A 13,584-nucleotide genomic window follows, 5' to 3' on the forward strand; every position below is an offset into this window, starting at 1 on the left:
CCCATCCGGAAAGAGAACGCATGACCGCGGCTGACAGCAGCATCGAGCTCACCCAAGTTGCGTGGAACGTGAAGGACGGAGGCATCGACGGCACCAGCGAGGACCGGCGTATTCAGCAGCTGGAGTTTCTTGACTCGTTCTACGACCTCGACCTGCTGTGGATCATGGAGGGCACCAGCTGGCATGAAGGCCGGCGCATCAACGACGTTGAGAACATCACCGGTCTGACCGCGCTACCGCCCGTGACAAGCCGCATCGGCGACGGACGCAACCACAGCATCATGTTCTACAACGCGGACAAACTCACCCCGAGCAGGCCGCACACCGAACTCGCACGCGGTGCCTTCTATCACGGTGTCTCGCGCGACGTGTTCGACGTCGACGGCATCCCACTCATGGCTCTCGGCACGCACCTGTCCTTCGCCAGCGGCGCAGCCCGGCTGGCAGAGGCCCACTTCCTGGCCGACTACGGCGGGCACTTCCCCGGCTGGCCAGAGGACAAGGTCCTGAGTATGGACGCCAACGCCCCTGACGACAACGACCCGGAGCTGAACGACTGGTCCCGGGTGCCGCAGTACCTGTGGCATCGCCACCGCGAAGTCCTCCCCGACGGCTCCTTCGGCGGCTGGGACCGGCGCGCCCGCCGTGTGCTCCTCAAGTCCGGCTGGCGCGACCCGCAAAACGACGTGCTCGTCCAGCGCGAGCCGACCGTGGGCTACTGGTACGACAACGAGAAGGTGCCTCTCCGCCTTGACCAGATCATGGTTACCGGCCCTCGCATCGAGGTCGTGGACTACCGCACGCTCAAGCCCGAGGCTCCGGACTTGACCAAGCTCTCCGACCACCTTCCGGTCCAGCTCGACATCCGCCTGCACCGCCACCCCCGCAAGCAGCCGAAGCGCAGCGCCGCATGAAGCGAACAGTGTCATCGGCCAGCAGGCCGATCCATCAGCCCAGCAAGTGCCACGGCCGCTCCCATGGAACCGCTCATGCTCTCCACAACACGGCGGACGCGCGGCATGAGCGGGGCGGCCACCAGCGAGACCTGCGGCCTCGCAGCCGGACTGCCACAGCCACCTTCGACGACCAACAGCGTGTGAAGGCCAAACCTCGAGGCCTCATAGCCGACGGCACCTACCCGGTGGGGGAAAACCTCCCAGCTCCAAGACACGCATCACTGAGTTCGAAGAACACCGACTTTGTATCCCGCCTCAGCTGCCCACTACCGATCCATCCCACCAAGCAAGGACCTCTCATGGCGGCCTACGCCCCACTCGACGAGGCAGACGCCCGCTACGCGAGCTCTAAAAGCATCCGCCACCTCAGCGAGACGGTGCCCGCACCTCCAGATACGGGCGGCACAGCCGACCTGCCCGACACGCCAGCTGGCGCACTCCTGAACAGGCCCGGGCAGATCCCGCCGCTGGGCAGGAAGCAGACCAACCTGCTGACAGCCGTTCTCCGGGGCATACCACTGCTGGATCGCACCCAGTCCGCCAGCTACATGAGGAATGACGAGGTGGTTCGCAACGCACTGCGTGTCCTTCCCGCTAGTAGCAGCGTAGTGGAGGCCAGCGAGACCAACCGGATGCGACCCCGCCTGCTGACGGCCGTGATCGGGCCCGAGGCTCGGCGGACCGGCTACCTACACGGACTACCCGCCCAGGGTGTCAGGCCTCTGCTACAGGCCGTCGACAAGGCGGTCCGCACTCCGCTGGTACTGCGTGTCGTCTACGGGGCCAGCACTCAGGTGCCGCTGCGGGCACTGAGTTACGTCCTGCCGGCCGTGCTGATGTCGACCCGCCTCAGCGCATCCGGCTGCAGCGCCCCCTACCTGCAGGTGGTCCTGGCCGCCTCCCTAGGCTGCCGGATCAACGCTCTTGCCGAACGTGATGTCTCCGAGGAGACCGCCGTCCTCGCGAAGTCGCTCGACCGGATGTTGGCGGTCCTGACACCGGGCCGCTACGGGATCTACAGCACGCCCCCCAATACTGACGATGTCCTCGCCGCGTTGCACCAATTGGTGACCGCCCTGACTCCCGCCCAGCGCGAGCGCGTGCTCGATCGGCTCGCTGGCAAGGGCGGCGCCACCGCCGATGAGCAGACGCTGCGGTACGCGGCCGCCCACGTCCTCGTGCACGACCGCGCAGCCGTGCCACTTGCCCTGAGCAAGGGCGAGCCAGCACCGGAGAACGCCACGGTGATCGACATTGGCAGCCTGCAGGAGCGCCACTTCTATGACGTACGGCACCTGTTCGCTTCCGGGCCCGCAGGGGGCGCGGAACCCGGAGCCCTGGTGCTGTCCCGCCACTCGGTACCGCCGTACACCATGGCCAGGGGCGGGGACATCGGACTGCGCGAGTTCCTCGCCGGCCGGAGCACTGAGAACAGAGCCGTGGCTCCCGCCGCCCGTCACGACCTGCGGCTGCTGACGGCCGAAGTGCCAGGCAATGTCCTGCGTGACGTCCCCGTCCCTTCAGGGTCAGGAGGTTCTTGGGATGAGCATCCACTCTGGCTGGCGTGACGTCATCGGCAGGGAGGTTGCAAGTAATGGACTGCTGGTAGGTAACGCAGTGTTCACGGTCGTGCTGGACCGGCGCCCCGGTGGCGCGTCGTGAGCGGAACGGATCTCACGTCGGCGCCCGCGCAGGGCAAAGAGGTGCTGCCTACCCGGATCGCTGCCCTGATCCACGGCCGCATCGAGGACGGCACGTATCCGGCGGGCTCGGTGCTTCCTCCGCGCCCTCGCCTTGTGGAAGAACTCGGCGTCAGCCGCTCGGTAGTCGATCAAGCCTGCCGGGCGCTGAGAGAACGCGGGCTCCTGGTCAGTGTTCCTGGGCGTGGGCGCGGGACGGTGGTCGTCGATCCGCGAGACCCGCCGACAGGATCGGAGGTCCTCGCTCGAAGGAGCGAGGGCGGGTGCGAGATATGGCCCGGCCGGGGCTCGACCCGCAACACGGTCGAACGCATCACGCGGGCCGTCAGGATGCGGATTTCTGACGGCACGTACCAGCCCGGCGGCCGGATACCCAGCGTGGCCGAGCTCGCCAAGGAGTTCAGTTGTCGAACGTGGCTGGCCAGAGAAGCAGTTGCCGTACTCAAAGGGGAGGGCTTCCTGTACTCCCTCAGTCCCAAGGGTCACTTCGTGTGCCCGGATGTCGCAGAAGTGAGGAACGCGGGGCAGACAACGCGCCGTCCCGGTGGTGGGCGGTGAGCGGGGGGCGGTACGGGTTCACGCGCGACCACGAAGTGCATCTGGGCGAGGCCGCCTGAGCCAACCTGCGTCCACGGGCCACTGCCCGCCGTCGTACGCACGGACACCGGCCGTACGACAAACCACCCTGCTCTCGGAAAGGTACTTCTGTGCAAGCGATGACTTTCATGCATGGCAGTGAACAGTGGTCTGACGGCACTGAACTGCTCCACGTGTACGCCCTCGTTGACCTTGAGCGGAATCCGCAGCTCGCCCGGCTTATCACCGCGCAGCGCGCTGCCCTCACGGACTTCCCTCTCGCCTTCGTCGAGGACCAGTGGCTCCACATCGCCCTGGCGCAGATCGTGGGACACAGTGCCGGCAGTCTCTCCGCCGCACAGCGGGAGGAACTGGTGTCCGGGCTGACGGGGCGGCTACGGGACGTGGAGCCGGTCACCGTCATGGTAGGCAGTTGCCTGAGCTATCTCACTGGGACCATCTACGACCTGAGCGCCGCCGGACCACTCGTGGAGGTCGGCCGACGGGTGCGCGAGGTGGTCGAGGACGTCTTCGGGGCGGACACGGGCACCTTCGACACTGGAGTACTGCACCTCACCCACGCATACGCCACGGGCGAAGCCGACTCCGACCTGGTCCAGCGCAAGCTGCGACGCGTGGAGCCCGGTCACGCTCCCCTGACCATCGACGCCGTGCACCTGGTGAATGTGCGGGCCGACACCCGGAACAAGAGAATCACTTGGGGCCAACCTCTTGCCCGGATTCCCCTCGGTACCACCGCACAAGGCTCCGCTCACCCCCACAAAACCAGCGGCCCTGCTCGGGCTGACGTGGATGCAGCTGACGTGGAAGCAATCGACGGTTTGCTGCAGGCTGCCGAACTCGCCGCCATTAAGGGCGCGTTCGAACGGGCCGACGAGCTGTACACCGCAGTACTTGCCGGCGTAGAGACTGGCCCCTGCGCAGGTGACCTGTGGCACCTCCAGATCCTGCGTGATCACGCCCTCGTCGCCTACGGGCTGGGGCACTGGACGCAGGCCGAGGCACGCCTGCGGCGTGTGCTGACGGGCCGGGAAAAGCTCGCAGGCCCCGACGCGGCCTCCGTGATCGATGCCGTAGCCCGGCTGTCCCAGGCCGTCGGCGAGCAGCACCGATGGGTGGAGGCAGAGGCCCTGGCACGGGAGGCCCTCCGCCGCGCCGAGCGCGCGCTCCCCGACATGCACGAAGCGGCCCTGGGAGCCCGTCTGGCGATGGCATGGGTGCTCGCCTCAACCGGCGAGCCCCACGCCGAGTCGCTGCTCCGACCCCTCGTCGAGACTCTCGACGCCGTTCACGGCCTCAACCATCCGGACACCCTGGCCGCCCGGCACCTGCTGGTCGAATTCCTAAGTGGTCAGCAGCGCTTCGAGGAAGCGACCGTCCAGGCCGAGGACCTGCTCGCCATCCGCGAGGCCACGCGGGAGCCGGAACACCCGCACACCCTCCTGCTCCGCGCCCAGATCGCCCTCCTACTGCACCGCACCGGCCGCACAGACGAAGCGGCGGTCATCGCCAAGCAGACCCTCACCACGAGCGTGCACGCCCAGGGGGAGCAGGCGCACGGCACCATCCAAATCCGCACCATTCACCAGGAAATCACCATGGGCTGACCACCCCGCCCCCCTGCTCCCCGTCCCTTCCTCCTCTGTCTCCTGTCGCAGAAAGACGATCACCGAATGCTCCATCTCGGATTCTCCTTGACCACCGGGGAACTCTCCGGCGGAGGCCGCCCCAGCGAGGACCGCATCGTGCAGGCCCCAGGAGCGGTCATCGTCCTGGACGGCGTCTCGACCGTCTCGGACGAAGAACCCCGCGGCGGCTGGTACGCCGAGGTCCTCGGCAACCAGGTGGCCTCGGTGCTGGCCGCCGACCCGGACGCCGACCTGCGGCAGGTGCTCGAACAGGCCATCTGGGCGATCGTCCGCGAGCACGACCTGGTCGCCGGATCGTCCCCGGCTGCCACCGTCTCGATCGTGCGGCACCGCGACGAGACGATCGACGCGCTCGTCCTGGCCGACACTCCCGTCATCGCACGCACCATCCGCGGGCAGCTCGACCCCGTACGCGACGACCGCCTCGCCCAACTGGTCTCCCGGCATCCGGCGTACGAGGAATACCGGAAGTGGCTGCTGGCCGGCCGCGGCTTCAAGGCGACGGATCACCGGGCCGTGCTCCAGAAACTCCGCGCTCATCAGCTACGGCATGTCAACAACGATGCGCCGGGCGGGTACTGGGTCGCCGAAGCCGTCCCGGAAGCCGCCCGCCACGCGGTGGTGCGGTCCTGGCCGACCGCCAGCATCGCCGACATCCTCGTGATGACGGACGGGGTGAGCGCCGGAGTGGAGGAGTACGGGCTGTACCCCACCTGGGACGCCCTGGCCCGAGCCTGCCTCACCGGCAGCCCCGCCACTGTCGTCCACGCGATTCAGGACGCGGAGGCGAACGACCCCGACGGTCGGCGTTGGCCGCGCTACAAGGTCTCGGACGACAAGGCGCTCGCCTTCCTTCGGTTCGCCACCGTCGACCGCGCGGTCGCCGCATGAGCTGGCACCGCCCCGCCCAGTCAGCGATCGACGGGGGCCCGGCCGAGCGCCAGAGAATCTGTGCTGAACGTCGGGCGGGGTGACAGCCTGCCTGCCGGCTATGTCCGGCAACGAACATGTCGTCGAGGCCCTCGGTCTCCCAGCGGAGGCCGTCTGTGAGCAGGGGCGGTGGTTCGAGGCCGAGGCCCTGGCACGGGAAGCAGTCCGGCGAGGCGAGTGGGGACTCGCGCAGCGGCGCGAAGCAACGCTCTCCGCCCTTCTGGCCCTGGGCAGGGTCCTCTCGCGCACGGGCGCCAGCCGAGTCAGAACCCCATAGCCCTGATGAACACCCGTTCTACGGAGGACACATGACTAGCAAGCGCGACCCCTATGGCGAACCCGTCATTACCGTGATCACTGCCAACATCGAGCACGACGGAGGCCCCGATGTACATGGCAGACCGCCCCAGAGGTGGCATGACGCACACGCACTGCTCAACGAACACCGTCCCGACATTTTGATGCGGCAGGAGATGACCTTCAGCCGATCCGAGGGCCAACGCCGTCTTCACCAAGCCGAGCGTGCCCTCGGCATGCGCGGCTTTCTCGGGGCTCAAGGCTCGGGCCGCAACCCGACGGGGTTGTTCGTACGCCCGGACGTTTTCGATGTCCACCAGGAATTCGAGCAAGAGCGGCTATGGCGTACGCCGCCCACGAACATCGTCGTCAGCCTGCGCGAGGTACCCGAAGTTCCCATCGTGCTGGTGAGCTGGCATCTGGCCTTCAACTCCTCCCGAGGGCGGGAACGGGAGACGGACGAGATCCTCGCCCTCGCCGACAAGATCAACAAAGGGGCGGCATTTATCGGAGCGGGCGACTGCAACGAATATCCCCATCCCTCACGAGAGAGCGTCCCACCGATCGACTGGACCAACCCGGAGATCACTGACAGGACACACATGATGCATCGTACGAACGCCGGTCCTGGCGGAGCGCGTGTCAGCTGTACCTACGCCGACGAGACCCTCCTGGCAGCCGGTCTGCACGATCCCGCCCGGTACGCCGCATGCACACTGGGCTTACCTCACGCGCTGGAGGCCACTGCCGGACGTGGCAAGCCCACGCAGGGCGGTCTACGGCGGATCGATCGCCACTACACCGACCCACACACCGTCAACGCCGTCATCGACGTCGCCGTCATAGACACCAGCGGCTTTACCGACCACGACGCCGTCAAGGTCGTCTACTCCCGCAAGAGGCTGGCCCAAGCCCTACGCCGAGAGATCACCCCGCTGGCGCCGATCGACCTCACCAATCAGGCACCGCATCGTAAATGGACCGCGTAGACGACTCGTTCACGCGGCAACGGGATCTGCCGGGGCCGGGCGCTGTCTCCTCCAGGCCAATCAGGAATTCGCCACGGCAGGCTCGCCCCGTTGGAGCGCCCGGAGCCTCGAAATGCTCGGCGACGTAATCGCCCTGCTAGGCAGAACTACGGATGCACGAGGCCACTTCCAACGAGCTCTAGCGCTGTACGAGCCCATCAGCGCGCCCGACGCCGAGCGGGTCACAAATTCCCTCGGCGCCCTCGACTGACTCTCACCCACCCCACGAAGAGGCCGAGCGTGCTTCACCCCGAACCCCGACGAGACGAGACGGATTCGCAGCGCGCATCCGCGCTCGGCGCCCTCCACCTCAGCCCGTTTAGCCCAAAGCGCGCCACCACACCCAGCTCACCGTCACGTGCCGATGCGACCACTGTCGCGGGGGTCGGTGCGTGCGCGGCCGCCGGCCTTCGCCCAAGGGTCCAGCACGGGCAGGGCCTACTCGCGGAAGCACTGCTTCTGGACCCGATCCTCGTGATGAACGCCTATGGATATCAACCCCTGGCGGCGTATCCGGGCCGGCCCAGCGCACCGTGGCGATCGATGTGTACCGTCTGCCATCGCATTCGCCTACCTCGCCTGGCCGACGTCATCAAGGGCCACCCCGGAGCCCGCTGCGCTCACAGCTCTCGCGGCGCACGTCTCCCCGAAGCCATCGCCCAAGCGGACATGCGCCTCTACGTGGGGGAACCCCTCGCGCCCTACCCAGGTGTCTCCTTCCCCTGGAAGACCCGATGCGGTTCCTGCAAGCAGGTCGTCTACCCCTACTTGCTGCATGCTCGGCGCAGACCCAACCCGAAGGCCCCGTGCAGGCACGCACGGCGTCGGTCCGCCCGGCGGCCGCGTCAACGCCGTCACCCCTCCACGGCGGCGCTCGCCGCCGCGGGCGCATCGCGGTCCTCGAGCTCCGCTGGCTCCGCAGAGCCTGACGGCCGCACCGCCCGTCCCCGACTACCGAGCAGAGACAGGCCAGACGACACGCACCGGCTGCCAGACACGGGCCTCCTCGCCAGCCCCATGACCGCGACTCCTACACGCATTCTTCAAGGACAGTAGTGCCGACAACATCCAGGGCCGCCCTATGGCCCCACCAGCAAGAAGCCGTCGAGGCCCTGGCGGCTGCATTCGACAAGGCCGAGCGCGCCACGGCGGTATTGGCGTGCGGAACCGGCAAAACTCGAATATCCGCAGCCAGCGTCCAAGTGCTGGCCGACCGGTCGCAGGTAACCAGGGTCCTGGTCGTCGTGCCGTTCCTGGAGTTGATCACACAGACGCTCAGGGAGTGGCGTGCGGTCCTCGGCGACGCGGGGATGGGCCGCATCGTGGCAGTTTGTTCGGACAAGGACGTCCTTCGTGAACAGCCGCATCTGCGTGCGCAGCACGCCACGGTAACCACCAGTGCCGGGGACCTCGCCCGGCAGACGGAGGGACCGGGCCGTGTCACTGTCGCCGTCACGTATGCGAGCCTTCCGGCCGTTGCCGCAGCCCACGACGAACACGGCTTGCCGATGTGGGACCTGATCATCTTGGACGAGGCCCACCGCAGTGCCGGCCGCGCGGATAAGACGTCCGCCATGGTCCACAGCAACGCGTTCATTCCCGCTGCGCGCCGCCAGTACATGACCGCCACCCCCAGAATCATCGCGGGCGGCGGGGACGACGCCGTCAGCATGGATGACACGAAGATCTACGGCGATGTCGCCTACCGACTGGGCTTCTCGCGCGCGATCGAACTGGGCCTGCTGGCCAACTACCGCATCATCGTGCCCGTCGTCACCGACGACCAGGTGAGGGCCGCCGCCGCCGACCCCGAGGGCGACTTCTACCAGAGCGGCCGCTCCGCGCTGTCCCCAGCCGTGCTCGCCACACAAATCGCCATCCTCCGCGCCGCCCACGAGTACGGCCTCCGCAGGATGATCACCTTCCACAACCGAGTGCTCACCGCCCGCTGGTTCGCGAACACGCTGCCGCACGCCGCCGCCCACCTCGCCCCCTCCGAGCGTCCCCTGGATCTCGTCGTCGGACACGTCCACGGCTCCGAGTCCCTCGCCGACCGTCAGCGGACCCTCGCCCGGCTACGGGCCGAGGACGACTCCCTCGTCGTGATCACCAACGCGCGCGTCCTCGGCGAAGGCATCGACGTGCCAGCCATCGACTCCGTCGCCTTCGTCGACAACCGCGGCTCCGCGATCGACTGCATTCAGGCCGTCGGCCGCGCCCTACGGCGGGGCAAGCAAGCCGGCCCCAAGACCGCATCCGTGATCGTTCCCGTGCTGCTCAAGCCCGGCGAGGACCCCGAGGCGGCCCTGAGCACATCCCGCTTCGCCCCCGTGTGGCAGGTCGTGCGGGCCCTGTGCGCGCACGACGACGGCCTCGGCCAGCGCCTGGCCCAAATGCGGCAAGACCTCGGCGCCCGGCCAAGGGCCCGCGACCAAGACCTCAAAGACGCCTTCCGCTCCGACGACAGGGACCCGCTGGGGCTGCCGGAATGGCTGAGGATCACCGGGATACCGGTTCCACCGAACTTCGCCAACGCCATCACAGTGCAGACCGTCCGGACTTCCACGCAGTCCTGGGAGGAGCATTACGGCGCCGCCCTGGCCTTCCGCGAGGCCAACGGCCACACCAGCATCCCCCTCGACCACGTCACCTCCGAAGGACTGCGGCTGGGTGCCTGGTGGACCAAGCAACGCGTCGCCCACAACGCCGGCGAACTGTTGGAGGAACGCCGAACACGCCTGGAACAGGCCGGCATGGTCTGGGACCAGTTGGACGCATCGTGGACGGCCACGTACGAGGTGGTAAAGAAACTCGCGGCCGAACAAGGCCACTTCGTGTTCGATGCGAGCATCAAAACGCCTCACGACGTGGTCGTCCTGAACTGGTGCGAAACGCAGCGCACCCGTCGACGCCAAGGCAAGGTCTCCGAGCAGCGTAGAGAGCTGCTCGACGCTATCGGCTTCCCATGGGACGCCGCCCAGGACCGCTGGATGCGCCGGTACCTCGAACTCAAGGCCGTCTACGACCGCCGCAAGAGCCTCCTGCGTCTCCCCGCAGCTGATCCAGAAGCCGTCTGGCTGGAGAATCAGCGCGTCGCCCACCGAAACGGCCGGCTCGCCTCCTGGCAGATCGCACTGATGAAGAAGGTCGGAATCGACTTCACCGACCGTCGGGAAGCCGCCTGGCGCAACACCTACGACGTACTCAAGGCATTCCAGGCCAAACACGGGCACTGCGACGTGCCCGGTGACCTCAGCACTGCCGACGGCGTGAATGTCCGTTCCTGGTCGAGGAGTCAGCGCGCCACCCACAAGGCGGGCACCTTGAGCACGGAGAACAAGACCCTGCTGGACGCGATCGGATTTTCCTGGGATCCCACTCAGGAACGTTGGGACACCCGCTGCACCGAACTGGCGCAATTTCACGCCACTCATGGCCACCTGAACGTGCCCCGCGGCGACCAACTGCATTCCTGGCTGTACCAGCAGCGCAAGAAATTTCGGCTAGGGAAACTCACTGAACCGGCACAACAACGCCTTTCCGCGATCGATCCGTTGTGGCACCAGACCGAAGGGCAGTAGCCGTGCCCGGCGGCACGAAGTCACAGCGGGCTACCAGGTGCGGTCGCCCCTGGTTGCGCTAGGAGACGCCACCCATTGCGTAGAGGAGGACAGAATGCACACGGACACGGACGATCTAACCGTCGTCATCATGAACCTCACGAACGACGGCGGCCCCCGACCAGCCCGTCGACGCCTTCCGGACTGCTGGTACCGGGCGTACGAAGGAATCCTGGTCCCGCTGGAAACAGACTTGGTCGCGGTCACCGAGTTCACATTCTCCCAGACCAGACCTGATGCGCCTTGGGCCGAAAAGCGGGCCGCCAACCGGCGGTTCACAGCCGGGAAACGCACGCTCGACAGCCACGGTTTCCGGGCCGACAAGGGCCAGGCCCGCAACTCGACCGGTCTGTTCGTGCGCAGGGGCTCGTTCCTCCTCGATCGGGAACCTCAGCGCCACTACACCCGGATCTACCGGACCCCACCCACCCACGTGGTCGTCCGCCTGCCCGATGTGCCGCGAGTTCCGATCAACGTGCTCTCGCATCACGCGCCGTACTGCAACCCGCCTCAGAACGAGCTCGAGGCATACGAGCTGACCTCCGTGGTCGACAAGGTCGACGACCACTGTGCGGCCGGTCCCGATCTCGAATGGTCAGCTGCCTGGATTCTCGGCGACTGGAACCAAAAGCCGTGGGGCCTCTCGGACATCCCCTGGAACTCCCCGGACGTCACGGATGTCGTGCACCGCTGCCACCGGGCCGTCAAGCAGTCGGCAGGACTCCAAGGACTCTGGGCGAGCAGAACGGCCGTGGACCAGGTGATGATGGACAGTGGCATGCACGATGCCGCCCGGTTCGCCGCGCTGCACTGCGACCAACCGCACGCGCTGGACCCCACGGCCGGCTTCGCTCCCAGTGCCGCCGGCCAGGGCGGCATGTGCCGGATCGACCGGGGCTACCTGGACGGCTTCACGGTTCAGGCCGTCAAGTACGTACAGGTGCTGGACATGTCCGGCATCAGCGACCACCACATCGTGCTCATCGTCCTGTCTCGCCGCAAGCTCATCCAGGCCCTCCGTCGCGAGTTCGCCCCGCTCGAGCCGTGGGAGCTGGCCTCGTGAAGATACCGCTCTACAACCCGCTGGCTCAGTTGCCGCCGCCGAGGCCTGGCTCAGCCGTACTTCCACTGTGCTCCGGTCCCCCGGTATTCCTCAACCGGGATCGGTTCGACACCGGGGCGCATGCGCTCGCGGTAGAGAACACCGTCGAGGTGGTCGAGCTCGTGGGCGACGAGACGGGCCATCCCTTGGGTGAAGCGGGAAAGCCGCGGGCTTCCGTCGAGGTCGCTGTGCGCGACGACGATAGTGAGGGGGCGGGGTACGCGGCCGCGGACGTCGAAAAAACTCAAGCATCCCTCGAACTGCTCGTCCTGGTCAGCGGACGTCTCCTCAATGGTGGCGTTGAGCAACACGATCGGCTCGGCCTCCGGACCCGGAGGGACGACCACGGCTGCGGAACGGTCGATACCGAGCTGAGGGGCGGCGATGCCCATGCCCTTGCCGAACGTGTGCAGTTCGCGGACCCGTTCGATCGCGCCGAGGAGTTCACCGACGATGCGCTGCGCCTCAGCAGTTTCCGCCGGCAGGTCGAACGGACGGACCGGGCTCGTGAGGACAGGGGCGCCTTCCTGGACGATGCCGGCATTCGCCATGGCCTGGCTCGCAGAGAGGGTGCTCACAGGGCTGTTCTCTTTCGTGTCGGGATTCCTCAGACGCCATTCCAAGCGGAAACGGGCATGCAGAGGTGGGTCCAGCGTGCTCCAGGCGAAGACCGTCCGGTCACCCCTGACGCTCTGTCGAGGCGGCGTGCGCAGAGGCGCAAAGTCCGTACTCATGGAGGTCTCGGTCCCCCAGACTGTCGGCGCGGTCATGGTCGGAAAGGCGAGTTCCACGGAAAGGCGCCGGGTCGGCAGCCGCACAGCCCGCTGAAACCAGGGGCCCCATTTGTCGGCGCTGACGCTGTAGGAGTAAGTGATCTCCGTTTCCTGGCCCGGGTAGAGAGGGAAACGGCTGGTGGCGCTCTGGAACTGAAGCCACACCTCCTTGAACGCGTCGCGGTCGTGCTTGACGGTCCATCCCATGGGCTCGTCGCCGCAGTGGGCTTCCAGCCCGAGCTCCTCCCAGGTCAACGGGTGGCGCCGGTACAGGGCGTTGGAGCGCTCGGGTTCGGAGGGGTAGCGATCCACATTGATGCGGACGAGGTATCTGGTGACTGGATCAGCACCCTCATTACGCAGAAGCCGACGCATGCGCAGGTGGAAGGTACCGCCGTCGAGCTCCAGGGCCGCATCGTCTTCCAACACCAGCAGAGCTGTATGGGAAGAGAGCTCGACAGGCTCAGCCTTCGTCGAAGACGTGTCGGTCCGCTGCCACGCAACCCACAACGCGCCACCGGCATCGAGCTCCGCATCCGCTCGGCGAGCGAAGTGGGAACTGCCATGCTCGCGTCCGGCCTCGAGATGGCTGACGTACGAGGGGTCAACGTTGAGTCGCGCCGCCAAAGCTTTCTTGGACAGACTGCGAACAGTGCGCCAATGCGTGAGTTCAGCGGCGAACGTGCCGCGCTCCTCGCTCTCCAAGGCGCCTTCTCTCTCCAGGAGTTGGGCAAGACCGTGAGTGAGTGCCCCTCACCGTCGCCTCATCCTGCCCGGCGAGAGCTCAATAGTGCTAGCAGGCGGGCGTGGTGTCCTGATTGGCGCGCGCCAGCGGCCACCCTTCACTCGTCCCTGCGGGAGGTCGGGTACTTGAAGCGCCGGGCACGCCTCGCATCACGTCACTTCGCCACTCGTTCTGTATCTGCAGCGCG

The 13,584-nt window shown here is 67.1% G+C and carries 9 protein-coding genes; 8 read left to right on the forward strand and 1 reads right to left on the reverse strand.

The window, feature by feature from the left end:
• Positions 1-20 precede the first annotated feature (20 nt).
• From ACIRQF_RS30655 to ACIRQF_RS30690, 8 genes are all read left to right on the forward strand, one after another.
• Positions 21-914, forward strand: coding sequence for an endonuclease/exonuclease/phosphatase family protein (locus ACIRQF_RS30655; RefSeq protein ID WP_404097004.1), 894 nt, complete (start codon positions 21-23; stop codon positions 912-914).
• Positions 915-1,255: 341 nt separating this feature from the next.
• A complete protein-coding gene (locus ACIRQF_RS30660) occupies positions 1,256-2,524 on the forward strand; it encodes a hypothetical protein (protein WP_404097008.1) in 1,269 nt (422 codons plus the stop codon).
• Between the two features lie 135 nt (positions 2,525-2,659).
• Entirely contained in the window at positions 2,660-3,214 is a 555-nt protein-coding gene (locus ACIRQF_RS30665; protein ID WP_404097573.1) for a GntR family transcriptional regulator, read from the forward strand.
• A gap of 158 nt (positions 3,215-3,372) precedes the next feature.
• The gene (locus ACIRQF_RS30670) at positions 3,373-4,860 is read left to right on the forward strand and encodes a tetratricopeptide repeat protein (RefSeq protein ID WP_404097011.1); all 1,488 of its coding nucleotides are present in this window, start codon (positions 3,373-3,375) and stop codon (positions 4,858-4,860) included.
• Between the two features lie 66 nt (positions 4,861-4,926).
• A complete protein-coding gene (locus tag ACIRQF_RS30675; RefSeq protein WP_404097014.1) occupies positions 4,927-5,793 on the forward strand; it encodes a protein phosphatase 2C domain-containing protein in 867 nt (288 codons plus the stop codon).
• 347 nt (positions 5,794-6,140) lie between these two features.
• The gene (locus ACIRQF_RS30680) at positions 6,141-7,118 is read left to right on the forward strand and encodes an endonuclease/exonuclease/phosphatase family protein (RefSeq protein ID WP_404097017.1); all 978 of its coding nucleotides are present in this window, start codon (positions 6,141-6,143) and stop codon (positions 7,116-7,118) included.
• A gap of 1,094 nt (positions 7,119-8,212) precedes the next feature.
• Positions 8,213-10,738 carry a Helicase associated domain protein gene (locus ACIRQF_RS30685; RefSeq protein ID WP_404097020.1) on the forward strand — a complete coding sequence of 842 codons (2,526 nt, stop codon included), beginning with the start codon at positions 8,213-8,215 and terminating at the stop codon, positions 10,736-10,738.
• Positions 10,739-10,868: 130 nt separating this feature from the next.
• On the forward strand, positions 10,869-11,840 hold the full coding sequence (locus tag ACIRQF_RS30690; protein ID WP_404097022.1) for an endonuclease/exonuclease/phosphatase family protein: 972 nt from the start codon (positions 10,869-10,871) through the stop codon (positions 11,838-11,840).
• A gap of 50 nt (positions 11,841-11,890) precedes the next feature.
• Here the strand turns inward: ACIRQF_RS30690 and ACIRQF_RS30695 are convergent, their stop codons facing one another.
• Complete coding sequence (locus ACIRQF_RS30695; protein WP_404097025.1) at positions 11,891-13,357, reverse strand: peptide deformylase; 1,467 nt, start codon at positions 13,355-13,357, stop codon at positions 11,891-11,893.
• Positions 13,358-13,584 lie beyond the last annotated feature (227 nt).

Source organism: Streptomyces sp. NPDC101191, assembly GCF_044767915.1.
Classification (GTDB): Bacteria; Actinomycetota; Actinomycetes; order Streptomycetales; family Streptomycetaceae; genus Streptomyces.